Below are 26,664 nucleotides of genomic sequence, written 5' to 3'. Positions count from 1 at the left end.
CTGTCCCTTTCCCGCGCTTCACTTGGTGAGGGTGAGGGTGTCGATGTCGAACAGGGATCCGGCGCCACCGGTGAAGGTGAGGAACAGCGCTCCGGACGAGGCCGTACCGGTGAGAGCGGTGGAGACATTGGCGAAGGTCTCCCAGCCGCCGGTGGACTGGACGGCGACGGATCCGAGCACGGCGCCGGTCGCCGAGCCCGAGCGGATCTGGATGGTGCCGCCGGCCCCGGCGGAGGAGACCTTCGCGCTGAAGGTCTTGGTCCCGGCCGTCGGGACGGAGGCGTAGCCCGCCCAGTCGCCGTTCTCGATGTAGCCGAGTGTCTTGCCTCCACTGGCCGGTGCGTGGTCGGCGGCCTGGACACCCTGGGACGAGGTGAACGACTCACCTTCCACCGTCTGGCTGGAGGCTCCGTTGCCGGTGGTGAAGGTGAAGGCGTCGAGGTCGAAGAGGTTGCCCTGGCCCGTCGGTCCCTTGAAGACGAGGAACAGCTCCGTGGACCCCGAAGGCGCGTTGGTCAGGTTGGCGGACACATCGACGAAGTTCTCCCAGCCGCCGGTCGGTGCCACGGTCGCGGTACCGAGCAGGGTGCCGGTGGCCGAGCCGGCCCGTACCTCGATCGTGCCGCCGACGCCTCCGGAGGAGACCCGGGCGGTGATCCTGTTGGCGTTGCCGAGGACGTACGGCTTGAAGGAGATCCAGTCGCCGTTGTCGGTGAACCCGACGGTGTTGCCGCCCTCCGCGGTGCCGTGCGCGGCGACCTGGATGCCGGACTGGGCCGCGAAGTGCTCGCCCTGCCGGTGGCGGGGCTGGAGGATGCGCGCGCTGTGCGTGGTCAGGCCGGCGGCGTCGGTGTACTCGGCGTCGAAGACCCCGTAGATGTTGGCCGCGCTGTCGTGCTCACCGTCGGCCGGCACGGAGAGATTGCCCGAGCAGCCGGTGGCCTGGGTGATCTGGTGGCGGTGTTCGTCATGGCCGAGGAGGTAGGTGACCTTGACCTTCGAGCAGTCGATGGCACCGTCCTCGGGGTCGCTGACGGACACCTGGAAGGGCACGGTGTCACCGAAGGAGAAGAGCTGGCCGTCACCGGGGCTCTGGAGGTTGACCGTCGGGGCGGTGTTGCCCGCCGTCACGACGAGACTCGCGCTGCCGGTCAGGCCCTCCGGGTCCCTGACCGTCAGGGTGGGCCGGAACGTGCCCTGGGCGGTGTAGGTGTGGCTCGGGTTGGCGGCGGTGGAGCTGGTGCCGTCACCGAAGTCCCAGGCATAGGTGAGGGCCTTGCCCTCGGGGTCGGAGCTGCCCGCCGAGGAGAACGCGACCGTCAGCGGCGTCGGACCCGACACCTTGTCGGCGGCGGCCTTGGCGACCGGGTTGCGGTTGCTGCCGCCGATGTACTCGATGCGGTAGAGCGCCTGGTTGTTGGCGCCGGTGCCGTAGTCGAGGACGTACAGCGCGCCGTCGGGGCCGAACGCCTGGTCCATGACCTGCGTACCGGTCCACGGGAAGGTCTCGATGACGCCGGGGCTGCCGTCGGCCTTGACCTCGATCGGCTTGATCCACTTGCGGCCGTACTCGGCGGCGAAGAAACGGCCGTCGAGGGACTGCGGGAACTTCACGTTCGAGTTCAGCCCGGCGTCGTAGCGGTAGACCGGGCCGCCCATGGGCGACTCGGAGCCGCCGCCGAACTCGGGCGGGGAGCCGGCGTCACCGCCGTACTTGATCCAACTGGCCTTGACCGGAGGCAGGGTGGTCTGCCCGGTGTTGCGGAACGAGTTGTTGGCCGGGCCGCCGGCGCAGTTGTACTTGCCCGCGGAGGGGCCGTTCGGGAAGGCGTACTCGCCGTATGTCTCCGTGGCCGTGTTGGTGCCGGTGCAGTACGGCCAGCCGTAGTTGCCGGGCCCGGTGATGCGGTTGAACTCGACCTGGCCGCTGGGGCCGCGGCTGCCGTCGGTGACTCCGGCGTCCGGGCCGTAGTCGCCGAGGTAGACGATGCCGGTGGGCTTGTCCACGGACATGCGGAAGGGGTTGCGGAAGCCCATCGCGTAGATCTCGGGACGGGTGTTGGCCGTGCCGGGAGCGAAGAGGTTGCCGGCCGGGACGGTGTAACCGCCGGCCGCCGTCGGCTTGATCCGCAGGACCTTGCCGCGCAGGTCGTTGGTGTTGCCGGAGGACCGCTGGGCGTCGAACTGCGGGTTGCGGTCGGTCCGTTCGTCGATCGGCGAGTAACCGCTCGACTCGAAGGGGTTGGTGTCGTCGCCGGTGGTCAGGTAGAGGTTCCCGGCGGCGTCGAAGTCGATGTCACCACCGACGTGGCAGCACTGGCCGCGGTCGTTCGCCACTTCGAGGACGACCTTCTCGCTGGCCATGTCGAGCGTGCCGTCGGTCTTCAGCGTGAAGCGGGAAAGGTTGAGGTGGCCCTTCCACGGCTCGAAGGCGGCGGCGTTTCCGGTCACGGGCGCGTCTCCGCCCGGGGTGTTCAGCTTGGGCGAGTAGTACAGGTAGAGGTAGCGGTTCGTGGCGAAGGCCGGGTCGGCGGCCACGCCCTGAAGGCCCTCCTCGTCATGCGTGTAGACGTCCAGCTTGCCGGCCGTCTTGGTGTTGCCGGCGGCGTCCGTGTAGCGGAGCGTGCCGTCACGAGCCGTGTGGACGACCGCGCGGTCCGGGAGGACCGCGAGAGACATCGCCTCGCCCAACTCGGCGCCGCCGAGAGCGAGTTGTACCTGCTGGTAATCACTCGCCGGAATCGCGGCCGGGGCGGCACTGGCCGCCGGTCCGACGACGACGCCGCCGGCCAGTACCAGCGCCAGCGCGGTGAGCCATCTCAACCACGTCTGTCTCTGCCTTGGGAGTACTGAGAGTCCTGACATGGAGCTTCCTTCCTTGCGGGCGGGGGTGAGTCAGGCATGGGCACGCGGAACCGCGCTGCCGTGTCACTGGGGTGTCGCTGGAAGTGCCGGGGGAGGAGCCTGCCGCCCGGGTGATGTCCCGTCACCCGGGGAGCAGCCGTACCGTTCTGGCGGAGAAGTTCCGATGCGGCATCAAGGTATTTGCAGAAACTCGCGAGAGTTTTGCATGTTGGCAACGGCGCCTTAATTTGTCAAGGCCGTGTCAAAATTGCCGGAACCCTCTCCGGACTCGTGCATGAGGCAACGAGACGGCCATCGCGAGAGCGGGCGATGACGGCTTCGGAAGTTATTGCGACCGCACACGGAGCACATCGGTCCGGCCGCCGGAACACCCGTTACGGCGACGGCTCTCGCACCGCGCGGCCGACGGCCCGGTGAGCGTCCCGCGCGTGCGGCGCGCGGGGCCGATGGTCCCGGCCGGCCGGAGCCGGGAGAGGGACGCGGCGGACCTGCCGGAGGTACCGACCACCCCGAGCCCGGCACTCCTTCTCCCCCGGCTCTCTTCCGGTTGCAGACGCACAGGAGGCCGGTGCGCGCTCGCTCGCCGCCGGCTCGATCCGCGCTCTCCGGCCCGCCTCGGGCCGAGGTCACCGGGCCCGGAGACGCGGCCTCGACGATCATCAGACGTACGGTCCCGCACGCCGCCGTCCGGCCTCCGGCGACCGAGCGGGCCGGCCTGCGCGCCATGGCCCGGAGGCCCATGGATGCCACGCACATGTATACGACTTCACGGCGCGCGGTGGCGGTGCCCGTCCGTCGCCGCCACCGCGCGCGGGCCGGACCTCAGTTCAGCTTGGGGCCGGGCCGGGTCGCCAGCACACCGCCGTCCACGACCAGCGTCGTGCCGTGCACATAACCCGCCTCGTCACTCGCCAGATAGGCCGCCGCGTGGGCGATGTCCTCGACGCTCCCGGCGTGCCCGGCCGGCGAGTTCTCCACCATCCGGTGCCGCCGGGCGGCTTCCGGCGCCTCGGGGTCGGAGACGATGACCCCGGGCGCGATGGCATTGACGCGGATCCCCCGGCTGCCGAACTCGGAGGCCCAGCCGCGAGTGAGCTGTTCGAGCGTCGCCTTGCTCGCCGAGTAGAGCGCTCCGCCTATGAAGCCCACCTGGGCCACCCAGGAGCCCATGTTGATGATGACGCCGTCACCGCGGTCGAGCATCGAGGGCAGCAGGGCCTGGGTCAGAAAGATAGGACCCCGGACATTGACATCCATCACCTTGGCGTACGTCGCCTCGTCGAGGCCGAGGGTCGATGTCGCGGGAAAGACGCCGGCGTTGTTCACCAGGATGTCCACCCGCCCGTCGGCGAGGCCGAGCGCGGTGTCCGCCAGCGCCCGCGCGTCCCGCGCCGTGGCCAGATCGGCCGCGGCGAAGTCGGCCCGACCACCCGTGGCACGGATCGCGGACACCACGGCCTGCCCCCGGCCGGTATCGCGACCGCTCACGATGACATGTGCGCCCTCGGCCGCGAGCCGCACCGCGATGGCGCGCCCGATCCCGCTGGTGGAGCCGGTCACCAGCGCTGTCCTGCCGTCCAGATTTCCCATGGTCACGGACCTTCTCACTCATTTTATGGACTGACGGGTTCAATGTAAGTCTCCTGGACCCACCAGTCCACTCTCCGGCCACGGCCCTGGACCTTACGGTCCAGTAGGCTTGCCTCATGGAGCAGAGAGCGGCCGGACGGAAGCTGACGGAGAAGGGGCTCGCGACCCGTGGCCGGATCATCGAGGGCGCCGTCCGCGAGGTACGCGCCCGTGGCGTGGCGGCCACCACGCTCGATGACGTCCGGAACGCGACCAGGACGAGCAAGAGCCAGCTCTTCCACTACTTCCCGGAGGGCAAGTCCGGGCTGCTGCTCGCGGTCGCCCGCTGGGAGGCGGACCTCGTCCTGTCCGATCAGCAGCCGTATCTGGACGAACTCACCTCGTGGGATGCCTGGAAGTCGTGGCGCGACGTAGTGGTGCGGCGCTATCGGGAGCAGGGGCAGCAGTGTCCTCTGAGTACGCTGCTGTCGGGGATCGGCCGAAGTGAGCCGGAGAGCCGCGACATCGTCGTCGGTCTGCTGTCGAGCTGGCAGGAGCGGCTCGCCACGGGCATTCGCCGTATGCGCGATCAGGGCGAGGTCGGAGCCGGCGTCGACGCCGACAGGTCGGCGGCCGCGCTGCTGGCCGGACTTCAGGGCGGGGTCGTGGTCATGCTCGCGACGGGCAGCGTGACCCATCTCGAAATAGCGATCGATTCGGCGATCGAACAACTGCGCGCGAGCGCGGACTGAGGGCTGTCCGCCGGTCCGCCGTCGAGGGGAGCCAACTGAGGCCGCGCTCCGGTCGGACACCGCTGTCGTTACCTCCTCTAAGCCTTTGGGAGGAAGCGCCTGGGTGTCTCCACACCGCCTTTCCCGAGCTCACGCGTGGCTGCGCTTGGATGAAGTCAATGGACCACATGACCTTTCTTGTGGGAGTGGTGATCGTAACCGCTCTGGCATTCGACTTCACCAACGGATTCCATGACACCGCGAATGCGATGGCGACGTCGATCGCCACCGGGGCGCTCCGCCCCAGGATTGCCGTCCTCATCAGCGGTGTACTCAATGTGGCGGGTGCTTTCCTGTCCACCGCGGTCGCGAAAACCATTTCCGGCGGGATCGTGGACGACAAGCTGGTCACGCCGGGTATGATCTTCGCCGGTCTTATCGGTGCCATCCTGTGGAATTTGACGACATGGCTGCTGGGGCTGCCCTCCAGCTCCTCGCACGCCCTGTTCGGCGGGCTGATCGGGGCCGTATGGGTGGGTGCGGGCCAGCACGGTGTGAATTTCGAGAAGGTGATCGAGAAGGTCATCGTCCCGGCGTTCGCTTCCCCGGTGGTGGCGGGGATCGCCGCGCTGGCCGCCACATATCTCGCCTACCGGCTGACCGCGGGTGGCCGGAAATCCTCGGTCGACCGGGGCTTCCGCTTCGGACAGATCGCCTCCGCCTCGCTGGTCTCCCTGGCGCACGGCACCAATGACGCCCAGAAGACCATGGGCGTCATCACGCTCACCCTGGTCTCCGTGGGCGCGCTCGGACAGGACACGGGTCCGCCGCTGTGGGTCATCGGCTCCTCCGGCCTGGCCATCGGTCTCGGGACCTATCTCGGCGGCTGGCGGATCATCAGAACCATGGGCAGGGGCCTCACCGATATCCGCCCGCCACAGGGCTTCGCCGCGGAATCCGCCGCGGCGACCGTCATTCTGACCTCCGCGCATCTCGGCTTCGCCCTTTCCACCACGCAGGTCTGCTCCGGCAGCATCATCGGCGCGGGCCTCGGCCGGAAACCGGCGCGAGTGCGCTGGCGCACCGCCGGCCGGATGACCGTCGCCTGGTGTGTCACCCTTCCCGCCGCCGGATGCGTCGGCGCACTCGCCTCGGTCGTGGTGAGGTACGGCGGCACCATCGGCACCGCCGCCATCGCCGTGGCGGCCGCCACGGCGGCGGCCTTCATCATCTTCCTCTCCCGTCGGAATCCGGTCACCTCCCGCAATGTCAACAACGACCGCGCCGTGACGATCCGCACCACCACGATCAAGGCGAACGTCTGAAGGGAGCGGGCGGAATGCACCTGAACTGGAGCTCCCTGGGCGAGGTGGTCGCCGTCAGTATCGGCGCCACCCTGGGCATCGTGATCGTCTTCGCGCTGGGTGTGCGCGCCCTCGCGTCGGCCGGAAGGACAAAGGTCCGCGCGCGCGGCGGCGCGGGCGCCAAGGGCCTTGCCGCGCTCTCCAGGGCCTTCGCCGGACTGTGTTTTCTCGCCTGCGCGGCCGCCGTCGGCTACGGGCTGTATCTGATCGTCTCGCAGGTCCGCTGAGCGCCGGCGCCCGCGCGCCGCCGGCTCCGGAACACGGTTCATAGGTCCATCCCGCACTTACCGGACGCGCCCGGGTCGGATATCCAGGTAGAGAAGCTCCTCATACGTGTGCGTACTCCTCCCAGGAGGGCTCGCCGCAATCCTCGACGAGGAGGGGATGATGGATACCGCTGCACCAGTCTCCGAAGGACGATCGACTCCCGGCGGAGAAAGCGAGGAAGAAACCCCCACGGTCCATATCCTCTGGATCAACGCGGGCCTGAGCTGTGACGGCGATTCGGTGTCCCTCACCGCCGCCACTCAGCCGAGCATCGAGGAGATCGCTCTGGGCGCCCTGCCGGGACTGCCCAAAGTGGCCGTTCACTGGCCTCTGATCGACTTCGAGTGCGGTCCCGTACAGGGCGCCGACAATTTCATCGAATGGTTCTTCAAGGCCGACCGCGGGGAGATCGAGCCCTTCGTTCTGGTCATCGAGGGATCCATTCCGAACGAGGCGATCAAGAACGAGGGCTACTGGTCGGGGTTCGGCGACAATCCCGAGACCGGTCAGCCGATCACCACCAGCGAGTGGATCGACCGCCTCGCGCCCAAGGCGCTGGCCGTCGTGGCCATCGGCACCTGTGCGGCATACGGCGGAATCCACGCCATGGCGGGCAATCCCACCGGAGCGATGGGCGTGCCCGACTATCTGGGCTGGGACTGGAAGTCCGGGGCCGGCATCCCGATCGTCTGCATCCCCGGCTGCCCGGTCCATCCGGACAACGCGTCGGAGACTCTGCTGTATCTGCTCTACCAGGCCGCCGGATCGGCGCCGATGATCCCGCTCGACGAACAGCTCCGTCCCACCTGGCTGTTCGGCGCGACCGTGCACGAGGGATGCGACCGGGCCGGCTACTACGAGCAGGGCCAGTTCGCGACCGAGTACGACTCACCGCAGTGTCTGGTGAAGCTGGGCTGCTGGGGTCCGGTGGTCAAGTGCAATGTCCCCAAGCGGGGCTGGATCAACGGCGTCGGCGGCTGTCCCAATGTCGGCGGCATCTGCATCGCCTGCACGATGCCGGGCTTCCCGGACAAGTTCATGCCCTTCATGGACGAACCACCGGGCGGTCATGTCTCGGCCGCCGCCAGCGGCGCGTACGGGAAGGTCATCCGGGGGCTGCGCGCCGTCACGGCCAGGACCGTCGACAAGGAACCGAAGTGGCGGCGCAAGGGCGACAAGGTCCTGACCGGCTACCACCCTCCGTGGTGAGTCACGGTTCGCCGACGCGGTGATGGTCCGCCGCACAGCTTCCGACCGGCACAGCGCGGAACACGACGGCAGAGCACGACGGCAGAGCAAGCCCCCACACCGTTGAGGAAGGTGCGCACGCCATGGCGCCGACGACGAGGCAAACCGAGGACGGCAGCGGCCTGATGGAGATGTCCTGGGATCCGATCACCCGGATCGTGGGCAGTCTCGGCATCCACACGAAGATCGACTTCAAGCAGAAGCGGGTGGCCGAGTGCTACAGCACGTCGTCCGTCTTCCGCGGCTACAGCGTCTTCATGCGGGGCAAGGACCCGCGGGACGCGCACTTCATCACCAGCCGCATCTGCGGTATCTGCGGTGACAACCACGCGACATGCTCGGTGTACGCGCAGAACATGGCGTACGGCGTGAAGCCGCCGCACCTCGGCGAGTGGATCATCAACCTCGGCGAGGCCGCGGAGTTCATGTTCGACCACAACATCTTCCAGGAGAACCTGGTCGGCGTGGACTACTGCGAGAAGATGGTCCGCGAGACCAATCCCGGCGTGCTGGAACTGGCCGAACGCACCGCGGCGCCGCACGCGGGCGACCACGGCTACCGCACCATCGCCGACATCATGCGCTCGCTCAACCCGCTGGAAGGCGAGTTCTACCGGGAGGCGCTCCAGGTCAGCCGCAGCACCCGGGAGATGTTCTGCCTGATGGAGGGACGCCATGTGCACCCCTCCACGCTCTACCCCGGCGGGGTCGGGACCGTGGCCACCATCCAGCTCTTCACGGACTATCTGACGCGGCTCATGCGCTACGTCGAGTTCATGAAGCGTGTCGTGCCGCTCCACGACGACCTGTTCGACTTCTTCTACGAGGCGCAGCCCGGGTACGAGGAGGTCGGCCGGCGCCGCATCCTGCTCGGCTGCTGGGGCGCGCTCAACGACCCGGAGTACTGCGACTTCACCTACCGGAACATGTCCGAGTGGGGCCGGCGCATGTTCGTCACACCCGGCGTCATCGTCGACGGCAAGCTGATCACCAACGATCTCGTCGACATCAACCTCGGCATCCGCATCCTGCTCGGCAGCTCGTACTACGACGACTGGGCGGGCCAGGAGATGTTCGTCGAGCGTGACCCGCTGGGCAATCCGATCGACCCACGCCATCCGTGGAACCAGCACACCATCCCCGCCCCGCAGAAGCGCGACTTCGCGGACAAGTACAGCTGGGTGATGTCCCCGCGCTGGTTCGACGGTACGGACCATCTCGCGCTGGACACCGGCGGCGGCCCGCTCGCACGCCTGTGGTCCACCGCGCTGTCCGGGCTGGTCGACATCGGCTATGTGCAGGCCACCGGGCACAGCGTCAAGATCAATCTGCCGCGCACGATGACCAAGCCGGAGGCCACCTTCGAGTGGCGGATCCCGCGGTGGAGCAACACCCTGGAGCGCAATCGCGCACGCACCTACTTCCAGGCGTACGTGGCCGCCGCCGCCCTGCACTTCGCCGAGCGTGCGATGGAGGAGATCCGCTCCGGGAACACCAGGACCTGGGAGAGCTTCGAGGTGCCCGACGAGGGTCTCGGGGTCGGCTTCACCGAGGCGGTGCGGGGCGTGCTGTCGCACCACATGGTGATCAGGGACGGCAAGATCGCCAACTACCATCCGTACCCGCCCACTCCGTGGAACGCGAGCGTGCGCGATTCCTACGGCACGCCGGGACCGTACGAGGACGCGGTGCAGAACACGCCGATCTTCGAGGAGAACGCCCCGGAGGACTTCAAGGGCATCGACATCATGCGCACCGTGCGCAGCTTCGACCCGTGTCTGCCCTGTGGCGTCCATATGTACGTCGGCGGCGGCCGGACCATCCAGGAGACCCATCTGCCCACCGGGCTCAGCGGGCTGGCGGGCTGATCCGCGCAGAGCTCCGCGAAGGTCCCACCGAGGAGCGGGACGGCCGCCGTGCCGGGGCCGTCCCCACCGGAGGAAAGGCATCCTGACATGGCAGCAACGGCCAAGGAGCAACAGGCCGGTGAGCGCATCACCGCGCTCCTCGACGAGCTCGGCAGGTCGACGGGACCGGCGGGACGCGATCTCGCGGACGAACTCGTGCGCAGCATCGTGGAGTTCTACGGAACCGGCCTGGCCCGTGTCGTCGAGCTGCTGGACGGCGCGCCGGACGGTACCGACCCGCTGGAGCTGCTCGGCGCCGATGAACTCGTCGGCGGACTGCTGGTGCTGCACGATCTCCATCCCGAGGACACCATGACCCGGGTGGGCCGGGCGCTGGACGAGGTCCGGCCGTATCTCGGGTCGCACGCGGGCGATGTGGACGTCGCCGGAATCGTGCCGGACGAGGAGGCGGACGGAGCCGGCGGGCAGATCCTGCGGCTGCGGCTGCGCGGTAGCTGCGACGGCTGTCCGTCCTCCGCGCAGACCGTGCGGTGGACGATCGAGGAGGCGGTGGCACGGCGCGCTCCCGAGATCTCGCGGGTGGAGGTCGAGGGTGTGGCGGAGGAGAAGCCGGGGCCGAAGCTGCTGCAGATCATGTCCCGGCCACCGGACGACGCCACGGGAGCACGGCCCGCCGGGCCGGCCGAGGACGCTCCGGCCGAGTGGCATCCGCTGCCGGCGTTCTCTTCCCTGGCCGACGGCGAGAGCACGGTGTGCGAGGTGGCGGGCACGCCGCTGGTGCTGGTCCGGCTGCCCGGCGATCTCTACGCGTACCGCGACCACTGCCCGGCCTGCGCGGGCCGGCTGGGCGCGGCGGCGGTGGACGGCGGCCGGCTGCGCTGCCCGTCCTGTGCGGCTGAGTACGACATCCGAGGCGCCGGACAGGGTGACCGGGGCCGTCTGGGGCCCGTACCTCTGCTGGAGGAGAACGGCTCCGTACGTGTGGCGCTGCCGGGCGTCCTGCTGGCGGCGAGGCCGTGAACGCCCGCCCCGCCGAGGTCCCGGCCGCCTCCTCGCCGCTCGCGGGACTGCGCGGATTCACCCGCCGCCCGCCGCCCGCGCGGGAACGGTGCGAGCTGTGCACCGAGCCACTGACCGGCGAACACCGGCATCTCGTGGACACCGGGAAGCGGTCGCTGATGTGCGCGTGCACCGGCTGCTATCTGCTCTTCACCCGTCCGGGCGCGGGTTCGGGCCGCTTCCGCGCGGTGCCGGACCGGTATCTGGCCGATCCTGGCTTCACGCTGGACGAGGAGAGCTGGAACCGGCTCCAGATCCCCGTCGGGCTCGCGTTCTTCTTCCGCAACTCCGAACTGGACCGGCTGGCCGCGTTCTATCCCAGCCCGGCGGGCGCCACGGAGAGCGAGCTCGACCCGGAGACCTGGCGCGATGTGCTCGGCCACAGCCGGCTGGCCGGTCTGCTGCGGCCCGACACCGAGGCGCTGCTGATACGGCGGGAACGCGACGGCGGGACCGGCTCCGGCGAGTGCTGTCTGGTGCCGGTGGACGCCTGTTATGAGCTGGTGGGCCGGATGCGGCTGCACTGGCAGGGATTCGACGGCGGCGCGGAGGCCCGTGCCGATCTGACGGAGTTCTTCGCGCGGGTCCGTGCGGCGGCCCGGCCACCGACGGACGAGGACCTCGCGGAGGCCGCCGACGCCCGAGGCGCGGATCAGGACACGGGCCGGGCCGGGAACGGCAGTGGAGAGGAGGCGTCATGACCGATCTGGCGTTCTCCTGCACCGGCGTACGACCGGAGCCGTACGGCGCGGGCCCGACACTGCTGTTCCGGCTGCGGATCGAGGCGGCCGACGGCGCGCGGATCCACGCGGTCGCGCTGCGCTGCCAGATCCGGATCGAGCCCGTCCAGCGCCGCTACGCACCGGCCGAGGTGGAGATGCTCGGTGACCTCTTCGGCGAGCCCGACCGCTGGAGCACCACCCTCAAGCCCCTCCAGTTCGCCCATGCTTCGGTGACCCTGCCGGGCTTCACGGGCTCGACGGAGATCGAGCTGCCGGTGACCTGCACATACGACATGGAGGTGGCCTCGGCCAAGTACTTCCGCGCTCTCGCCGACGGCGAGGTGCCGCTGCTCATGCTGTTCTCCGGCACCGTCTTCACCGGCGACCGCGGCTTTGTGGCGGAGCCGGTTCCCTGGCACAAGGAGACCGCCTTCCGGATGCCGGTCAAGGTCTGGCAGGACATGATCGACCAGTACTTTCCCGGCTCCGGCTGGCTTCGGATCAGCGACGACTGCCTGGACTCCCTGCGCCGTTACCGCTCGGAGCGGGCCCTGCCGTCCTGGGAACGGGCCTTCGAGGAACTGCTGCGTACCGCCGGGCCGCCGGCTCCGGACGGCACCGGCCGACCGGCCGACCGGATCGGCGGCCGGCACTCGGGCGGACACTCCGGCCGAGGAGAGCGGCCATGACCGAGGACTCCATGGACCGCGTGAGCGCGGGCTTCAACGAGGCACGCCGGGTCGCCGACGCCCTGCTGTTCGAGGGCTATGTGCTGTATCCGTACCGGGCCTCCGCGCGGAAGAACCAACTGCGCTGGCAGTTCGGGGTGTTGGTGCCACCGGCCTGGCAGGAGGCACACGGCGAGCACGCCGGGCAGCGTACGGAGTGTCTTCTGGAACCTCGCCGCGCCGACCGGATCCTGGTCGAGCTGCGCTTTCTGCAGGTGCGCCGCCGGACGGTCGAGTGCCCCTCGCCGGACGGTGAGGGATGGACCGAGGTGCCGGAACTCGACCTCGCCGACCGGGTGCTGGTCCCGTGGGACGAGGGCGAGGAGGAGCGGATCGAGTTCCAGGTGCCGCTCGACCGGCTCGCCGGCGAAGGGCACACACTGCGGTTCGACCGTCCGGGCGGAGTCGGGCGCGAGCCGGTGCACGACGACGCGGGACGCGTGGTGGGTCGTCTGGTACGGCGCAGCCGGCCGCTGGCCGGTGAGATCCTGCTGGCCACCGAACCGCTGCCCGGCCCGTTCGGAGCGCTGCGGCTGACCGCGACGGTCCGGAACGTGTCGGGCTGGGCACCGGACCGGCGGGAGCACGGCGACCGTGAAGCCGCTCTGCCGCACAGCCTGATCGGAGCGCATCTGCTGCTCGGACTGCCCGGTGGACGGTTCCTGTCGATGACGGATCCGCCGGAGTGGGCGAAACCCGCCGCGCGCCTCTGCCGCAACGAGCACACCTGGCCGGTGCTGGCCTGTGGCGAGGGCCGTGATGACGTACTGCTGTCGTCGCCGATCATTCTCGACGACCATCCGGCGGTCGCCGCGGAGAGCCCCGGCCCGCTCTACGACGCCACCGAGATCGACGAGATCCTGTCACTGCGGACCGCCGCGCTCACCGACCGGGAGAAACGTGAGGCGCGCGGTACGGACGCCCGCGCCGCCGAGGTGATCGATCTGGTGGACGGGATGCCGGCCGAGGTCATGGAGCGCCTGCACGGAGCCATTCGCGGTCTGCGCGAGGTGACGGGCGAGGCGACCGGCGAGAGCGCGCGGCGGCCGGATCCGGACGCGGCCGCCACGACGCCGTCCACCGGTCTCACGCTGCCGACCGGCCCCGGGCTGCCGTGGTGGGACCCGGCACAGGACGGCGGGCAAAGTCCCGGCCAGGACACCGTGACCGTCGACGGGCAGCGGCTCGGGGTGGGCAGCAGGGTCGTACTGCGGCCCGGACTGCGCCGGTCCGACGCCCAGGACATCTTTCTGGCGGGACGCGCGGCGACGGTCGAGGCGGTGCTCCAGGACTTCGACGGCGAGACCCATATCGCGGTGACGGTCGACGGTGACCCCGGCATCGATGTGCGGCGTCAGCAGGGCCGGTTCCTGTACTTCCGTCCCGACGAGGTCGATCCGGCGGAGGTATCCACGCACGAACCGGAAACGCACGAACCGGAAACGCACAAGCCGGAAGCGCACGAACCGGAAACGCACAAGCCGGAAGCGCACAAGCCGGAAGGAAGGAGCTGACATGGACGCCGTTCCGCTGCCCGACAGCGCGCCCGACGCCGCACTCGTCGGCGCACCGGGCAGCGCGCCCGGCCGGACCCTGGTCGCGGGCATCGGCAATATCTTCCTCGGCGACGACGGATTCGGCGTGGAGGCCGTGCGGCTGCTGACCGGACGGCCGCTGCCGTCCGGCGTGGACCTGATGGACGCGGGCATCCGAGGGATCCATCTCGCCTACCGGCTCCTCGACGGCTACCGCAGGCTCGTACTGGTCGACACGGTCGACCGCGGCGTTCCGCCGGGCACGGTCTGTGTGATCGACGTCGACCCGCTCCAGTCGGGACCGGCGTCGACCGCCCGGCTGGACGGACACGGCATGGACCCGGCGGCGGTGCTCTGCCTCGTCCGGGAGTTGCACGCCCAGGCCGGCGGCACGCTCCCGGAGCAGGTCCTGGTCGTGGGCTGCCAGCCGCTCACCGCGGAGGAGGGCATCGGGCTGAGCGAGCCGGTGGCCGCCGCCGTCGGACCGGCGGCGGAGCTGGTCCTCGATCTGGTACGTCGTCCGCCGGGCACGGCGCTCCCCACGGACGGGAGCGCGACCGCGCGGGACGAAGACGAAGGAGATGAGCTGGATGAACTGGATGAAGACGGCGCATCCCGCCAAGGAACCGGATCTGACATGGCTGTGGGTCTGCGCCGGAGTGGCCGCGGCCGGGATGGCGTACGGAACGGCGAAGTCCGTACCGGACCTGCGCCGCTATCTGCGGATGCGCCGGATGTGACGGCGGAACCCGGTGACGGCGCGCGGAGGACCGGCCGATGACATCGGCCCTCCGCCGTGTTCCGGTTGCGCCGTCCGGCGCACGGACGGCGCCGCCTGTGGAGCGCGCCCTATCTGCCCGTGGCCGGCGGATGCCCGGACAGCGGCCGAGGTACGTCGCTGGAGCCCGTCCCGGTGAGCTGGATATAGCGCTCCAGGAAGAGATGGAGCGTGCTGTGCAGCTCGCCCAGCCGGACGAACGACAGCGCGAGACTCATCGAGCCGGCCGGCGTGATCTTGTACTCGCGGCGAGCCGGTCCGGAGGCCGAGGCCCGCCACTGGGAGGTGATCTGACCGCATTTCTCCATGCCGCGCAGCAGCCGGTACACATGCGCGGACTCCGCCTCGGCCCAGCCGAAGGCTCCCAGACGCTGCGTCAGTTCGTAGCCGTGGCCGGGACGCTCGGCGAGCAGCAGCAGGATGACCGGGGTCAGCAGCGCGCGTCGTTCGCTGTCGTGCGTCGTCATGGCTGCGCTCTCCTGACGTGGCCGTGCGACCGGGCCGTGCATCCGTCCCACGTTCCACGCTAACCATGCCCGACCCGGCGGGCCAGCCGTCGGGCGCCGTCCGCGCCGGGTACGGCCGGGCTCGCGGCCGGCGCCGCGCACATCGCAGCGAGGTGAGATCCGTGCATGAACTGTCCATCGCCATGGCCGTGGTGACCCAGGTGGAGGAGGCCGTCCACGCCCATGGCGGCGGGCGGGTCGCGTCATTGCGGCTGAGGATCGGCGAACTGGCCGGTGTGGTGCCGGAGGCGCTCCGCTTCTCCTTCGGTCTGGCGAGCGAGGGCACCGTCCTCGCCGGTGCCCGCCTGGACATCGACACCGTCCCCGGCCGGGCCCGCTGCACCGGCTGCGGCCGGGAGAGTGATGTCGGCATGCCGCCCGTGCTGTGGTGCGACGGCTGCGCACGGCCGCTGGAGGAGCTGCTGTCGGGGCGGGAACTGGAGATCGCCGGTGTCGTCCTGCACGGTCCTTCGGATGCGCCTCACGCGGTCAACGGAGACGATCGGGATACGCCCGAGGAGGCAACTCATGTGCCGAGTCGTTGATCTGCGCCAGGCGGTACTGGCCAAGAATGACGCGAGTGCCCTGGAACTGCGCGAGTATCTCGCCGCACAGGGCACAGCGGAGGTGAATCTGCTGTCCAGTCCGGGCAGCGGCAAGACGGCCCTGCTGGAGCTGCTGCTCGCCGGAGCGGTCGCGGCCGGCGTCCCGGTCGCGGCGGTGACCGCCGATCTGGCCACCGAGAACGACGCGCGGCGTCTGGCGCGCGCCGGAGCGCCGGTCAAGCAGGTACTCACCGACGGGCTCTGCCATCTGGAGGCCGGGATGCTCAGCGGCCATCTGGACGGGTGGCTCCCGGCGGACACCCAGGTGCTCTTCGTGGAGAACGTCGGCAATCTGGTCTGTCCCGCCTCCTACGACCTCGGCGAGAGCCTGCGGATCGTGCTGTGCTCGGTGACCGAGGGCGAGGACAAGCCGCTGAAGTACCCGACGGCGTTCGGCTCTGCCCAGCTCGTGGTGATCACCAAGACCGATATCGCCGAGGCCGTCGAGTTCGACGGAGCGGCGTTCCGCCGGAATGTGCGTCAGGTGAACCCGGGCGTACCGGTGGTGGAGACCTCGGCGCGCACCGGTGGCGGTGTCGGTGAGCTGCTGGCCCTCGTCATCGGATGCGCCGACGGTGTTCCCGTCCACCAGCCGGTGCTGGCCGCTCAGCACGGGCGGTCCAAGCACCACCAGCACGGCGACGACGACCATGGATCTGACGGCAACAGCGGTCACGAGCACCCCGCCTCCGCCGAGCGAGGAGCGACAGAGGCACGATGAGCCGACCTCTCGCCGCTCCCGCTTCCCGCCCCGCTCCTTCCGCCTTCTCCGACTCGTCCGGCGTCGCGTGCGAACGCCGCCGCGTCCAGGTGCGCGGCGTGGTCCAGGGCGTCGGCTTCCGTCCGTTCGTGTACGCGCTCGCCAGTGAACTCGGCCTGGCGGGCTGGGTCAGCAACAACGCCGACGGTGTCGAGACGGAGGTGGAGGGTCCGGGCCGGCAGGTGGCGGCGTTCTGCGCGCGGGTGGCCACCGACGCACCGCCGCTCGCCGTCGTGGAGTCCGTACGGCACCGTGGCGTCCCGGCCACCGGAGGCAGCGGATTCACGATCCGCGCGTCCGCCGGAGGCGCCGGGCGCACGCTGGTCGCTCCCGACACGGCGACCTGCGACGCCTGTCTGAGCGAGCTGGCCGACCCGGCCGACCGCCGCCACCGGCATCCCTTCATCACCTGCACTCACTGCGGCCCACGGTTCAGCGTGGTCACCGGAGTGCCGTACGACCGGGCGCTGACCACCATGGCCGGCTTTCCGCTCTGCGCCGACTGCGCGCGGGAGTACGCGGATCCGGCCGACCGGCGCTTCCACGCCCAGCCGATCGCCTGCCATGCCTGTGGTCCACGGCTCAGCCTGGTCACCGGCCCGCCGGGACTCGCCTCGGCCGCCCGGCGTACGGGCGAGGACGCGCTGGCCGAGGCCCGTCGGCTGCTCGCCGCTGGTGCGGTGGTCGCGGTCAAGGGACTGGGCGGCTACCACCTCGCCTGCGACGCCTCCGATCCCGCCGCCGTGCGGACCCTGCGCGCACGCAAGAACCGTGGCGCGAAACCGTTCGCCGTGATGGCGGACTCGCCGGAGACGGTGGAACGCCTCGTCCTCACGGACGCCGACGAGCGCGGTCTGCTGCTCGGCCGGCGCCGGCCGGTCGTCCTGCTCCGGCGCCGCGACGGCGGTGAGCGGTTCGTCTCGGACGGCGTGGCGCCCGGCAGCCCGGATCTCGGCGTCGTACTGCCGTACACCCCGCTGCATCACCTGCTGTTGGGCCTGCCCGGCGATCCGGCCGGTCCGCCTGTCCTCGTGATGACCAGTGGCAATCGTGCCGGAGAGCCCATCGTCACCGACGACGAGGAGGCCCTGAGCCGGCTCGGCGCTCTCGCGGACGCGTGGCTGGCACACGACCGGCCGGTGCGGGTGCCGTGCGACGACTCGGTGGTACGGATCTGCGCCGGCCTGGAGCTTCCCGTGCGACGCTCGCGCGGTTACGCCCCGCTGCCGGTGGCGCTGCCACTGCCGGTGGAGCCGGCGCTCGCCGTCGGCGGAGATCTGAAGAACACCTTCTGTCTCGCGGAAGGCGGTTACGCGTGGCTGTCCGCGCATGTCGGTGACATGGACGACCTCGCGACACTCACCGCCTTCGAGGCGGCCGTCGGCCATCTCGCGGAGCTGACCTCGGTCACGCCTCGGCTGCTGATCGCGGACCGGCATCCCGGCTACCGCTCCGGCCAGTGGGCCGACCGCCACGCGGAGGGCCGGCCGGTGCGCCGCGTACAGCACCATCACGCGCATGTGGCTTCCACGATGGCCGAGCACGGCCTGGACGGCTCGACGCCGGTGATCGGTGTGGCCTTCGACGGCACGGGCTACGGCGACGACGGCGCGGTGTGGGGCGGCGAGGTGCTGCTCGCGGACTATGACGGCTTCCGCCGGTTCGCACGGCTGGCCTATGTCCCGTTGCCCGGTGGTGACGCGGCCGTACGGAATCCGCGTCGGATGGCGCTGTCGCATCTGCGGGCGGCCGGTCTGCCCTGGTCCGAGGACCTGCCGTGCGTCGCCGCGTGCGACCCGGAGGAACTGCGGCTGCTGGAGCGCCAGCTCGACCGGGGCGTCAACTGCGTGCCCACCTCCAGCATGGGACGGCTGTTCGACGCCGTCGCGTCGCTCGCCGGAGTGTGCCATCGCGTCGAATACGAGGCGCAGGCTGCGGCGGAGCTGGAGAACGCGGCGACGGCGGCCAGGAGAAGACAGCCGGACGGGCGGTGGGAGGGCTACCGGTTCGCACTGGTGCCCGCCGGATCCGCTGTCGCCGCGTCCGGGAGCGACGCCACCTCGGCAGGCGGTTCGGCGGACGGCGTCGCTCCCGATCGCGTCGCGGCGGACGGCTTTTCCACGGACGGTGGCCGTGGCGCCGCGCTCGTGGCCGACCCGGCCCCGGTACTGGCGGCCGCCGTCGGCGACCTACGCGCCGGCGCGGACGCCTCGACGGTGGCAGCTCGTTTCCACGGCGCGGTCGTCGGCCTGGTGCACGACGTGTGCCGGGCGGCCCGCGACCGTACGGGGCTCGGCGCCGTCGCTCTGACCGGCGGAGTGTTCTGCAACGCGCTGCTGACCACCGGCTGTGCGGAGCGGCTGGCGGACGACGGATTCACCGTACTGCGGCATCACAAGGTGCCGCCCAACGACGGCGGGCTGGCACTGGGCCAGTTGATGATCGCGGCCCGGGCCGTGCCCGGAGCCGGGCCGGCGGCCGGCCGATGACAAGCGGGACGACCAGCTCAAGGAGGAACCATGTGCCTTGCTGTGCCCGGCAGAGTGCTGGACATCGAGGAGCGCGACGGGACCCGGATGGCACACGTCGACTTCGGCGGCGTCGTCAAGGACGTCTGTCTGGAGTATGTGCCGGAGATGGAGGTCGGGGACTACGCGATCGTGCATGTCGGCTTCGCACTGCAGCGCCTGGACGAGGAGTCCGCGAAGCAGACGCTGGAGCTGTTCGAGAATCTGGGCGTCCTGGAGGAGGAGTTCGGCGACGCCTGGGGCCGGGCCGCGAAGGAGGCGGGTGCCGACCGTCCCGGCGGCACCGGGACCGGCGGTGAGCCGGTGACCGGTCCGCCGCGAGCCGCGTCGGCCGGCACCGAAGCCACGAAGACCGGCACCGGGAAGAAGCCCGGCACTCCGAAGGAGGCCCAACGATGAAGTATCTCGACGAATTCAGCGATCCCGCTCTGGCCGCACGGCTCCTCGACGACATCCGGACCACGGTCACCCGGCCCTGGGCTCTGATGGAGGTCTGCGGCGGGCAGACCCACTCGATCATCCGCCATGGCATCGACCAACTGCTCCCGGAGGCCGTCGAACTCATCCACGGTCCCGGCTGCCCGGTCTGCGTGACCCCGCTGGAGATCATCGACAAGGCGCTGGAGATCGCCTCCCGCCCGGACGTGATCTTCTGTTCCTTCGGCGACATGCTCCGGGTGCCGGGCAGCGGCCGGGATCTGTTCAAGGTCAAGAGCGACGGCGCGGACGTACGGGTGGTCTACTCGCCGCTCGACGCGCTCAAGATCGCCCGGGAGCATCCGGACCGTCAAGTGGTGTTCTTCGGCATCGGATTCGAGACGACGGCCCCGCCGAACGCGATGACCGTGTACCAGGCCAAGAAGCTCGGCATCGAGAACTTCAGCCTGCTGGTGTCGCACGTGCGCGTCCCACCGGCGATCGACGCCATCATGAACTCGCCCGACTGCCGGGTCCAGGCGTTCCTCGCCGCGGGCCATGTCTGCACCGTGATGGGCATCAGCGAGTATCCCGAACTCGCCGAACGCCACCGGGTTCCCATCGTCGTCACCGGCTTCGAGCCCCTGGACATCCTGGAGGGCATCCGTCGCGCCGTCCGCCAGTTGGAGGCCGGTGAGCACATCGTGGAGAACGCCTATCCGAGGGCGGTCCAGGCGGAGGGCAGCCCGGCCGCGATGGCCATGCTCGACGATGTCTTCGAGGTCACCGACCGCGCCTGGCGCGGTATCGGCATGATCCCGGCCAGCGGCTGGCGGCTGTCCCGCGCGTACCGGCAGTACGACGCCGAGTACCGCTTCTCGGTGACCGGCATCCGTACGGAGGAGTCCACGGTCTGCCGCAGCGGTGAGGTGCTCCAGGGGCTGATCAAGCCGCACGAGTGCGAGGCGTTCGGTACGGCCTGCACACCGCGCAATCCGCTCGGCGCCACCATGGTGTCGAGCGAGGGCGCCTGCGCCGCGTACTACCTGTACCGCCGGCTGGCCGCACCGGACCCGGCGGGCCCCGCCGGCGGCCGGGAGGAGGTGACCTCCGTTGGCTGAGCCGACCGGGATCCGGGTCGCGGACGGCGTCCCGCCGGATCCGGGGCCCGCCGCGCCGGACTTCTCCGGATGGACCTGTCCCGCCCCGCTCCGTGACCATCTCAAGGTCGTCATGGGCCACGGCGGCGGCGGTCAGCTCTCCGCCGAACTCGTCGAGCATCTCTTCGCACCGGCCTTCGGCGGCGAGATCCTCGCGGAGCTCGGCGACTCCGCGACGGTCACCCTCGGCGGAGCGAGGCTGGCCTTCTCCACCGACTCGTACGTCGTGCGTCCGCTGTTCTTTCCCGGCGGCAGCATCGGCGATCTCGCGGTCAACGGAACGGTCAACGACCTGGCGATGGCCGGTGCCCGTCCCGCCTATCTGTCCTGCGGTTTCATTCTGGAGGAGGGCGTCGAGATCGCCACGGTCGGGCGGGTGGCGCAAGCCCTCGGAGCCGCCGCCAGAGCGGCCGACGTGATCGTCGTGACCGGCGACACCAAGGTCGTGGACGCCGGTCACGGCGACGGCATCTTCATCAACACGGCCGGCATCGGACTGATCCCCGACGGCGTCGACATCCGGCCGCGCCGCGCCGCGCCGGGCGATGTGGTCATCGTCAGCGGTCCGATCGGCGAGCACGGCGTGGCCATCATGAGCGTCCGCGAGGGTCTGGAGTTCGGTGTCGAGATCGTCAGCGACACCGCGCCACTGGCCTCGCTCGTCCAGACCATGCTGGCCGCCTGCGCCGACCTGCATGTGCTGCGGGATCCGACCCGCGGCGGCCTGGCGACCTCGCTCAACGAGATCGCGTCGGCGGCCCGGGTCGGCGTCACTCTGCGGGAGCGGGCGCTGCCGGTGCCGGAGGCGGTCGCCAACGCGTGCGCCTTCCTCGGTCTCGATCCGCTGTACGTGGCCAACGAGGGCAAGCTCGTGGCGTTCGTACCGCCGGAGCACGCCGACGCGGTGCTCGCCGCGATGCGCGCGCATCCACGCGGCGCCGGAGCGGTGGCGATCGGCACCTGTACGGCGGACCATCCTGGCATGGTCGTGGCGAGTACGGGACTGGGCGGCACCCGGGTGGTGGACGTCCCGCTGGGTGAGCAACTGCCGCGTATCTGCTGACCGTGGGCCCGCCGGAAGGACAACGCGGCGAGGCGCCGTAGCCGACGTCGCGCGCCCGCCGGGGATTACGGCGCGGCCCTTGGGCGGGCGGTCTCCGCCAGCACTTCGCGGGCCGCGCGCGTCCCCGAGGCGAGCGCTCCCTGTACGGAGCCGGTGGCGCGGTGGTCGCCGCACACATAGCGCCTCGGCGCGAACCGGGTCGGCCTGGACAGCGGCCAGGGAGCGGGCATGGCCGGCAAGGCGCCCTCGACGGTGTAGGTGGCGAGCCGCTCCCATCTCCTGGTGTCGGCGCCGTAGGCGTCGGCCAGCGCCGCGCGGACCGCCGTCTCTCGCAGCGGCCGGTCGCGGCCCAGCACGGAGGTCGCGACCAGGGCCCGGCCGGCGGGCGCGCGGCCGGGCACGACCTCGCTGATCACACAGGTGTGGAGAAACCGGCGACGGGCGTCCGTGAGAAGGGTCGGCTCGCGCAGCGGAGAGCCGGCGGCGGCGTGGTAGTACGTCGTCACCGTGCGGGTGTCGGGGATGTCCAGGCCGGGCAGGAGTCCGGCCGCCGCGCGTGGTCCGGTCGCCACCACGACGGTTCCGGCCTCCCATTCCGTACCGTCCTCGGCCAGGGCTCCCGATTCCGTGAGTGAGCGGACAGGGGTCTCCAGACTGACGATTCCGCGCGGCAGCCGGTCCGCGAGCTGGGCGGGCACGGCTCCGATGCCCGTCGAGGGCAGACAGAGGGTGCCGCGCAGCATGCTGCGCCAGACGAGATGGAAGAAGCGGGAGGAGGTCTCCAGTTCGTCCTCCAGGAACACGCCCGCGAGGAAGGGCCGGAAGAATGTCTCGACCAGCTCGGGCGAGATGCCGGCGTCGGCGAGCGCGGTCAGGGTCGTCCGGTCCGCGCGGCGCTTCAGCGCGGCCACCGGGCCGAACATGTCGCGCGCGGTCAGCAGCCCCAGCGCCAGCAGGTCGCGGCTTCCGGCGAGCCGTCCGGGAAGCAGATCGGCGGCGGCGCGCGGACGCCGGGTGGGATCCGTGAACCGCAGCCGGCCGCGATCGGTGTGGACCAGTGCGCCGGGCGTGAAGGGCCGCAGGCGCAGGGCGCGCAGCTTCAGCCGCCGTCTGACCTGAGGATAGGAGGTGTTGAAGACCTGGAAGCCGCGGTCCAGCAGGAAGCCCTGGTGCCGGTCGGTCCTCATCCGGCCGCCGACGGCGTCGGAGGATTCCAGGACGCGCACCGAGAGTCCGGCCCGGCTCAAGTCGGTGGCACAGGCCAGGCCGGCCAGACCGGCGCCGATGACAAGGACGTCCGACCGGCGTACCTGACTGTCGGCCACCTGTGCCCAGCCTTTCCTGTACGACGTCCCGACCGGCGGTGACCCCGCTGCCGTCCGGCTGAGTGAGGGCCGGGCGGCAGCGGGGCCGTTCTCCTCCGATGGTGGCAGGCGGGAACGCATCGCGCAGTGTGGGAGGGTTACGGTCCGTCAGATCCAGGGGCCGGTGCGCAGGGTCTCGTACCACCGGTCGGCCATCTTGGCGTAACCGCCGGCGTTGGGATGGACGCCGTCCGCGAGGTCACCGGCGCCGAGCGCGCTGTGCATGTCGATGAAGTGGACCTTGCGTCCCTGCTCCGCCCACTGGTCGACGACTCCGGGTACGGCCGCGTTGTACGGCCGGGCCCGCTCCTCCAGAGTGGCGTCGCCGAACGGGATGATGTTCGTGACGAAGACGTCGGCGTTGGGCGCCGCGGTGGTGATGTGGCCGATCAGCGTGGACAGGCGCCCGGGCGCGCCGGCCACGTCGTAGTTCTGCGAGATGTCGTTGGTGCCGATGTGCAGCAGTACGGTGCGCGGGTCGGTGGCCTGGACCCAGCCGGTGACCTGCGCGTCGATCTGCTCGATGCGCCATCCGGAGTGGCCTTCGTGGTCGTGGTCGCCCAGTTCGGCCGGTCCGTTGAACTGGGACCCCACGAAGTCGTCCACTCTCTGGTCGGCCGCGGCCCGCTGCCACAGCCGGACGCGGTAGCCGCCGGGAACGTTGAAGCCGTCGGTGATCGAGTCGCCGAGCGGCATGATCCGCAGACCGCCGTTGGACTCGGCCATCGCGGAGGAGGGTGACACCAGCGCCAGGACGAAGGCCACAACGGCCATGGCGCATACGAGGGCGGGCCTGAACCGGCGCGCTGCCGGTCCGGCCGGGTGGGAGATTCGCATCCGGACTCCTCTTGCTCAAGGGGAGGTGGGGGGACGGAACGCGGAATTAACCACGCGGAAATGCTTGGCATGTGCAGAACAGCACAGCACCGGCACGCTGTCCAGCCCCGCCGTAACCGCCTTCTGGCGTCCGCGCGGCCGTCGTGAGTCGCACTCGGTGTCACGGGCCGCAGACGGGCCACGGCCCCCGAGTCACGCTCGGAGGCCGTGGCCGCTGCTCGTCCCGTCGGTCAGTCCGCCGCGGGCAGGCTCCCGTCGCGGATCAGCCGCGCGTACCATTTGGCGCTGGACTTGGGAATCCGGCGCTGGGTCGCGTAGTCCACGTACACCATGCCGAAGCGCTTGCCATAGCCGTAGGACCACTCGAAGTTGTCGAGCAGCGACCACAGGAAGTAGCCCCGGACGTCCACGCCCGACTCGATGGCCCGGTGCACGGCCGCGAGGTGCGCGCGCAGATAGGCGATCCGCTCCGGGTCGCGGACCTCGCCGTCGGGTGCGGCGTAGTCGTCGAAGGCCGCGCCGTTCTCGGTGATCATCACCGGCAGGTCCGGATGGTCCCGCCGTACGCGCGTCAGCAGCTCGTACAGACCGCTCGGGTCGATGGTCCAGCCCATGGCCGTCCGGTCGCCGGGCGTCTGGTGGAAGGCCACACCGTCCGCTCCGGGCCAGGGGCTGTGGTCGCTGGCGCCATGGCCGTCCGAGCCGTGCACGGCGGGGCCCGAGTGGTGGGAGACGAGGGTCGGCGAGTAGTAGTTGACGCCGAGGAAGTCGAGCGGCTGGTGGATCAGCGCGGTGTCACCGTCCTGGACGAACGACCAGTCCGTGATCCCGGAGGTGTCCTCGATGACATCGGCCGGGTAGGCGCCGTCCAGCATCGGACCGGTGAAGACCCGGTTCGCCGTGCCGTCGATCCGGCGGGCCGCGTCGACGTCCGCCGGATCCTCGGTCAGCGGTCGCACAAGGTGCAGATTGAGGGTGACGGACACCTTCGCGTCGGCGGGCAGCCGGTCGCGCAGCTCACGCACGGCGAGGCCATGGCCGAGGTTGAGGTGGTGTGCCGCCCGCAGGGAGTCCGCCGGGTCGGTACGGCCAGGAGCGTGCACACCGGAGCCATAGCCGAGAAACGCGCTGCACCACGGCTCGTTGAGGGTGGTCCAGGTCTTCACCCGGTCACCCAGCGCGTCGGCGACGATGCCCGCGTACTCGGCGAAGCGGTAGCTGGTGTCGCGCTCGGGCCAGCCGCCGGCGTCCTCCAGCTCCTGGGGCAGGTCCCAGTGGTACAGGGTGACGACCGGCTGGATTCCCTTCTCCAGCAGCCCGTCGGTCAGACGCCGGTAGAAGTCCAGGCCCTTCTCCGCCACGGGGCCGCTGCCGGTGGGCTGGACGCGGGGCCAGGACACCGAGAAGCGGTACGCGCCGACGCCCAGGTCGGACATGATCGCGATGTCCTCGGGCCAGCGGTGGAAGTGGTCCGTGGCGATGTCACCGGTGTCGCCGTTGCGTACCCTGCCCGGGGTGTGGGAGTAGACGTCCCAGATGGAAGCGGTACGCCCGTCCTCCCTGGCGGCGCCTTCGATCTGGTACGCGGCGGTCGCCGTGCCCCAGAGAAAGCCGGGCGGGAAGCTCAGGGCCGCCGCGGGGGCCGGGGCTTGACCGGTGTTGGGTGCTGAGGTGGCCACAAGGGTCCTTCCGCAAGTGTCGAACTGTGTGCGTGGAGAGATGAAGCCGGCGCGCGCCGTGACGGCCCGTCAGCCCTTGACGGCGCCCTGCATGATGCCGCCGACTATCTGCCGGCCGAAGACGATGAACATCGCCAGCAGCGGCAGCGTGCCGAGCAGCGCTCCGGCCATGATCACCGACTGGTCCCGGACATAGCCCGCGCTGAGCTGGGTGAGGGCCACCGGAACGGTGGGGTTCGTCATGTCCAGAGCGATGAAGGGCCAGAAGAAGTCGTTCCAGGCGTGCACGAAAGTGATCATGAAGAGCACGGCCATCGGCGGCCGGGCGATCGGCAGGACGATGCTCCAGAAGATCCGCAGAGAGTGCGCCCCGTCCAGCCGGCCCGCCTCGATCAGCTCGTCGGGGAGAGCCTCCGTCAGATACTGGCGCATGAAGAACACGCCGACCGCGCTGACGAGCGTCGGGAAGATGACGGAGGGCAGCGACTGACCCCAGCCGAGGTCGGCCATCATCATGAACAACGGGACGACTCCGAGCTGCGGCGGCACCATCATCGTGCCGATGACCAGCAGCAGCAGGATGTTACGGCCCTTGAAGCGGAGTTTGGCGAAGGCGAAGCCGGCGAGGGTCGCGAAGAAGACCGTGGAGAGCGCGATCACGCCCGCGACGATCAGGCTGTTCACCATCGCCTGGCCCATCGCGGCGTCCTGCCACGCCTTGGCGAGGTTCTTGAACAGATTGGGACCCGGCAGGAACGGCGGCGGGGTCTGGGACACCCGGGTGTTGTCCGTCGACGCCGCCACCATCGTCCAGTACAGCGGGAAGAGGGAAACCAGCGCGGCGAGGCCGAGCAGGACATAGGCGACGGGTCCCGCGTGGTGCTGACGGCCCGCGCCGGGACGCAGTACGCGGCCGAACCGGCGCTGAACGGGCGGCGTGGCGCGGGGAGTCCGGTCGACCGCGTCCGCCCGGACCTGTGCGATATCGGTGGTCATGGGGCTGCTGCTCCC

23 protein-coding genes and 1 pseudogene are annotated in these 26,664 nt (G+C 70.4%); 17 read left to right on the top strand and 7 right to left on the bottom strand.

The window, feature by feature from the left end:
• Positions 1-18 precede the first annotated feature (18 nt).
• Both PV679_RS05720 and PV679_RS05715 read right to left on the bottom strand, forming a co-directional pair.
• Positions 19-2,865 (bottom strand): carbohydrate-binding protein, encoded by a 2,847-nt coding sequence (locus PV679_RS05720; protein WP_319678920.1) that lies wholly within the window; start codon positions 2,863-2,865, stop codon positions 19-21.
• An 822-nt stretch (positions 2,866-3,687) separates the two neighbouring features.
• Entirely contained in the window at positions 3,688-4,455 is a 768-nt protein-coding gene (locus tag PV679_RS05715; protein ID WP_319678919.1) for an SDR family oxidoreductase, read from the bottom strand.
• Positions 4,456-4,571: 116 nt separating this feature from the next.
• Between PV679_RS05715 and PV679_RS05710 the strand changes: the two genes are divergently transcribed.
• From PV679_RS05710 to PV679_RS36140, 11 genes and pseudogenes are all read left to right on the top strand, one after another.
• Entirely contained in the window at positions 4,572-5,186 is a 615-nt protein-coding gene (locus PV679_RS05710) for a TetR/AcrR family transcriptional regulator (protein ID WP_319678918.1), read from the top strand.
• A gap of 158 nt (positions 5,187-5,344) precedes the next feature.
• Positions 5,345-6,490: an inorganic phosphate transporter gene (locus tag PV679_RS05705; protein ID WP_319678917.1), complete on the top strand. Its 1,146-nt coding sequence runs from the start codon at positions 5,345-5,347 to the stop codon at positions 6,488-6,490.
• A 14-nt stretch (positions 6,491-6,504) separates the two neighbouring features.
• Positions 6,505-6,756 (top strand): hypothetical protein, encoded by a 252-nt coding sequence (locus PV679_RS05700; protein WP_319678916.1) that lies wholly within the window; start codon positions 6,505-6,507, stop codon positions 6,754-6,756.
• A 160-nt stretch (positions 6,757-6,916) separates the two neighbouring features.
• On the top strand, positions 6,917-8,005 hold the full coding sequence (locus PV679_RS05695; protein WP_319678915.1) for a hydrogenase expression protein HypE: 1,089 nt from the start codon (positions 6,917-6,919) through the stop codon (positions 8,003-8,005).
• A 122-nt stretch (positions 8,006-8,127) separates the two neighbouring features.
• Entirely contained in the window at positions 8,128-9,912 is a 1,785-nt protein-coding gene (locus tag PV679_RS05690) for a nickel-dependent hydrogenase large subunit (protein WP_319678914.1), read from the top strand.
• An 87-nt stretch (positions 9,913-9,999) separates the two neighbouring features.
• Positions 10,000-10,932 (top strand): NifU family protein, encoded by a 933-nt coding sequence (locus PV679_RS05685; protein WP_319678913.1) that lies wholly within the window; start codon positions 10,000-10,002, stop codon positions 10,930-10,932.
• Positions 10,929-11,672 (top strand): DUF5947 family protein, encoded by a 744-nt coding sequence (locus PV679_RS05680; RefSeq protein ID WP_416069657.1) that lies wholly within the window; start codon positions 10,929-10,931, stop codon positions 11,670-11,672. Before PV679_RS05685 ends, PV679_RS05680 begins: the two co-directional genes overlap by 4 nt.
• Positions 11,669-12,382 (top strand): DUF6084 family protein, encoded by a 714-nt coding sequence (locus PV679_RS05675; RefSeq protein WP_319678912.1) that lies wholly within the window; start codon positions 11,669-11,671, stop codon positions 12,380-12,382. Before PV679_RS05680 ends, PV679_RS05675 begins: the two co-directional genes overlap by 4 nt.
• Positions 12,379-13,935 (top strand): hypothetical protein, encoded by a 1,557-nt coding sequence (locus PV679_RS05670; RefSeq protein WP_319678911.1) that lies wholly within the window; start codon positions 12,379-12,381, stop codon positions 13,933-13,935. Before PV679_RS05675 ends, PV679_RS05670 begins: the two co-directional genes overlap by 4 nt.
• Before the next feature lies 1 nt (position 13,936).
• Positions 13,937-14,455, top strand: a pseudogene (locus tag PV679_RS36145) (hydrogenase maturation protease); the annotation flags it as partial.
• Between the two features lie 82 nt (positions 14,456-14,537).
• A complete protein-coding gene (locus PV679_RS36140; RefSeq protein WP_416069662.1) occupies positions 14,538-14,696 on the top strand; it encodes a DUF6893 family small protein in 159 nt (52 codons plus the stop codon).
• Between the two features lie 109 nt (positions 14,697-14,805).
• On the opposite strand, the gene PV679_RS05660 is transcribed toward PV679_RS36140, so the two are convergent.
• Positions 14,806-15,201 carry a helix-turn-helix transcriptional regulator gene (locus PV679_RS05660; RefSeq protein ID WP_319678909.1) on the bottom strand — a complete coding sequence of 132 codons (396 nt, stop codon included), beginning with the start codon at positions 15,199-15,201 and terminating at the stop codon, positions 14,806-14,808.
• Positions 15,202-15,362: 161 nt separating this feature from the next.
• Between PV679_RS05660 and PV679_RS05655 the strand changes: the two genes are divergently transcribed.
• The 6 genes from PV679_RS05655 (at position 15,363) to hypE (ending at position 21,773) form a co-directional block, all read left to right on the top strand.
• Positions 15,363-15,785, top strand: a complete 423-nt coding sequence (locus tag PV679_RS05655; protein WP_319678908.1) for a hydrogenase maturation nickel metallochaperone HypA — start codon at positions 15,363-15,365, stop codon at positions 15,783-15,785.
• Entirely contained in the window at positions 15,769-16,566 is a 798-nt protein-coding gene (gene hypB / locus PV679_RS05650) for a hydrogenase nickel incorporation protein HypB (RefSeq protein WP_319678907.1), read from the top strand. Before PV679_RS05655 ends, hypB begins: the two co-directional genes overlap by 17 nt.
• Positions 16,563-19,094, top strand: coding sequence for a carbamoyltransferase HypF (gene hypF / locus PV679_RS05645; protein WP_319678906.1), 2,532 nt, complete (start codon positions 16,563-16,565; stop codon positions 19,092-19,094). Before hypB ends, hypF begins: the two co-directional genes overlap by 4 nt.
• A gap of 30 nt (positions 19,095-19,124) precedes the next feature.
• Positions 19,125-19,532 (top strand): HypC/HybG/HupF family hydrogenase formation chaperone, encoded by a 408-nt coding sequence (locus PV679_RS05640; RefSeq protein WP_319678905.1) that lies wholly within the window; start codon positions 19,125-19,127, stop codon positions 19,530-19,532.
• Complete coding sequence (gene hypD / locus PV679_RS05635; protein WP_319678904.1) at positions 19,529-20,671, top strand: hydrogenase formation protein HypD; 1,143 nt, start codon at positions 19,529-19,531, stop codon at positions 20,669-20,671. Before PV679_RS05640 ends, hypD begins: the two co-directional genes overlap by 4 nt.
• A gap of 112 nt (positions 20,672-20,783) precedes the next feature.
• Positions 20,784-21,773, top strand: coding sequence for a hydrogenase expression/formation protein HypE (hypE, locus tag PV679_RS05630; protein ID WP_319679018.1), 990 nt, complete (start codon positions 20,784-20,786; stop codon positions 21,771-21,773).
• 65 nt (positions 21,774-21,838) lie between these two features.
• On the opposite strand, the gene PV679_RS05625 is transcribed toward hypE, so the two are convergent.
• The 4 genes from PV679_RS05625 to PV679_RS05610 form a co-directional block, all read right to left on the bottom strand.
• On the bottom strand, positions 21,839-23,098 hold the full coding sequence (locus PV679_RS05625) for an NAD(P)/FAD-dependent oxidoreductase (protein ID WP_319678903.1): 1,260 nt from the start codon (positions 23,096-23,098) through the stop codon (positions 21,839-21,841).
• 147 nt (positions 23,099-23,245) lie between these two features.
• Positions 23,246-23,974, bottom strand: a complete 729-nt coding sequence (locus tag PV679_RS05620) for an SGNH/GDSL hydrolase family protein (protein WP_319678902.1) — start codon at positions 23,972-23,974, stop codon at positions 23,246-23,248.
• A gap of 230 nt (positions 23,975-24,204) precedes the next feature.
• The gene (locus tag PV679_RS05615; RefSeq protein WP_319678901.1) at positions 24,205-25,653 is read right to left on the bottom strand and encodes a GH1 family beta-glucosidase; all 1,449 of its coding nucleotides are present in this window, start codon (positions 25,651-25,653) and stop codon (positions 24,205-24,207) included.
• A gap of 69 nt (positions 25,654-25,722) precedes the next feature.
• A complete protein-coding gene (locus tag PV679_RS05610) occupies positions 25,723-26,649 on the bottom strand; it encodes a carbohydrate ABC transporter permease (protein WP_319678900.1) in 927 nt (308 codons plus the stop codon).
• Positions 26,650-26,664 lie beyond the last annotated feature (15 nt).

The sequence above is a fragment of the Streptomyces sp. AK02-01A genome (assembly GCF_033795305.1).
GTDB lineage: Bacteria > Actinomycetota > Actinomycetes > Streptomycetales > Streptomycetaceae > Streptomyces.
Note: the sequence above shows the minus strand (reverse complement) of the source record. Positions and strands in the feature narration are given on the sequence as shown.

What these genes read in the sequence shown, in the direction of transcription:
- PV679_RS05690 (WP_319678914.1), top strand. Translation starts at nt 8,128, where the DNA reads ATGGCGCCGACGACGAGGCAAACCGAGGACGGCAGCGGCCTGATGGAG.
- PV679_RS05620 (WP_319678902.1), bottom strand. Translation starts at nt 23,974, where the DNA reads ATGCGAATCTCCCACCCGGCCGGACCGGCAGCGCGCCGGTTCAGGCCC.
- PV679_RS05710 (WP_319678918.1), top strand. Translation starts at nt 4,572, where the DNA reads ATGGAGCAGAGAGCGGCCGGACGGAAGCTGACGGAGAAGGGGCTCGCG.
- hypD (WP_319678904.1), top strand. Translation starts at nt 19,529, where the DNA reads ATGAAGTATCTCGACGAATTCAGCGATCCCGCTCTGGCCGCACGGCTC.
- hypE (WP_319679018.1), top strand. Translation starts at nt 20,784, where the DNA reads ATGGGCCACGGCGGCGGCGGTCAGCTCTCCGCCGAACTCGTCGAGCAT.
- PV679_RS05675 (WP_319678912.1), top strand. Translation starts at nt 11,669, where the DNA reads ATGACCGATCTGGCGTTCTCCTGCACCGGCGTACGACCGGAGCCGTAC.
- PV679_RS05720 (WP_319678920.1), bottom strand. Translation starts at nt 2,865, where the DNA reads ATGTCAGGACTCTCAGTACTCCCAAGGCAGAGACAGACGTGGTTGAGA.
- PV679_RS05715 (WP_319678919.1), bottom strand. Translation starts at nt 4,455, where the DNA reads ATGGGAAATCTGGACGGCAGGACAGCGCTGGTGACCGGCTCCACCAGC.
- PV679_RS05670 (WP_319678911.1), top strand. Translation starts at nt 12,379, where the DNA reads ATGACCGAGGACTCCATGGACCGCGTGAGCGCGGGCTTCAACGAGGCA.
- PV679_RS05640 (WP_319678905.1), top strand. Translation starts at nt 19,125, where the DNA reads ATGTGCCTTGCTGTGCCCGGCAGAGTGCTGGACATCGAGGAGCGCGAC.
- PV679_RS05610 (WP_319678900.1), bottom strand. Translation starts at nt 26,649, where the DNA reads ATGACCACCGATATCGCACAGGTCCGGGCGGACGCGGTCGACCGGACT.
- hypF (WP_319678906.1), top strand. Translation starts at nt 16,563, where the DNA reads ATGAGCCGACCTCTCGCCGCTCCCGCTTCCCGCCCCGCTCCTTCCGCC.
- PV679_RS05705 (WP_319678917.1), top strand. Translation starts at nt 5,345, where the DNA reads ATGGACCACATGACCTTTCTTGTGGGAGTGGTGATCGTAACCGCTCTG.
- PV679_RS05695 (WP_319678915.1), top strand. Translation starts at nt 6,917, where the DNA reads ATGGATACCGCTGCACCAGTCTCCGAAGGACGATCGACTCCCGGCGGA.
- PV679_RS05685 (WP_319678913.1), top strand. Translation starts at nt 10,000, where the DNA reads ATGGCAGCAACGGCCAAGGAGCAACAGGCCGGTGAGCGCATCACCGCG.
- PV679_RS36140 (WP_416069662.1), top strand. Translation starts at nt 14,538, where the DNA reads ATGAGCTGGATGAACTGGATGAAGACGGCGCATCCCGCCAAGGAACCG.
- PV679_RS05700 (WP_319678916.1), top strand. Translation starts at nt 6,505, where the DNA reads ATGCACCTGAACTGGAGCTCCCTGGGCGAGGTGGTCGCCGTCAGTATC.
- PV679_RS05660 (WP_319678909.1), bottom strand. Translation starts at nt 15,201, where the DNA reads ATGACGACGCACGACAGCGAACGACGCGCGCTGCTGACCCCGGTCATC.
- hypB (WP_319678907.1), top strand. Translation starts at nt 15,769, where the DNA reads ATGTGCCGAGTCGTTGATCTGCGCCAGGCGGTACTGGCCAAGAATGAC.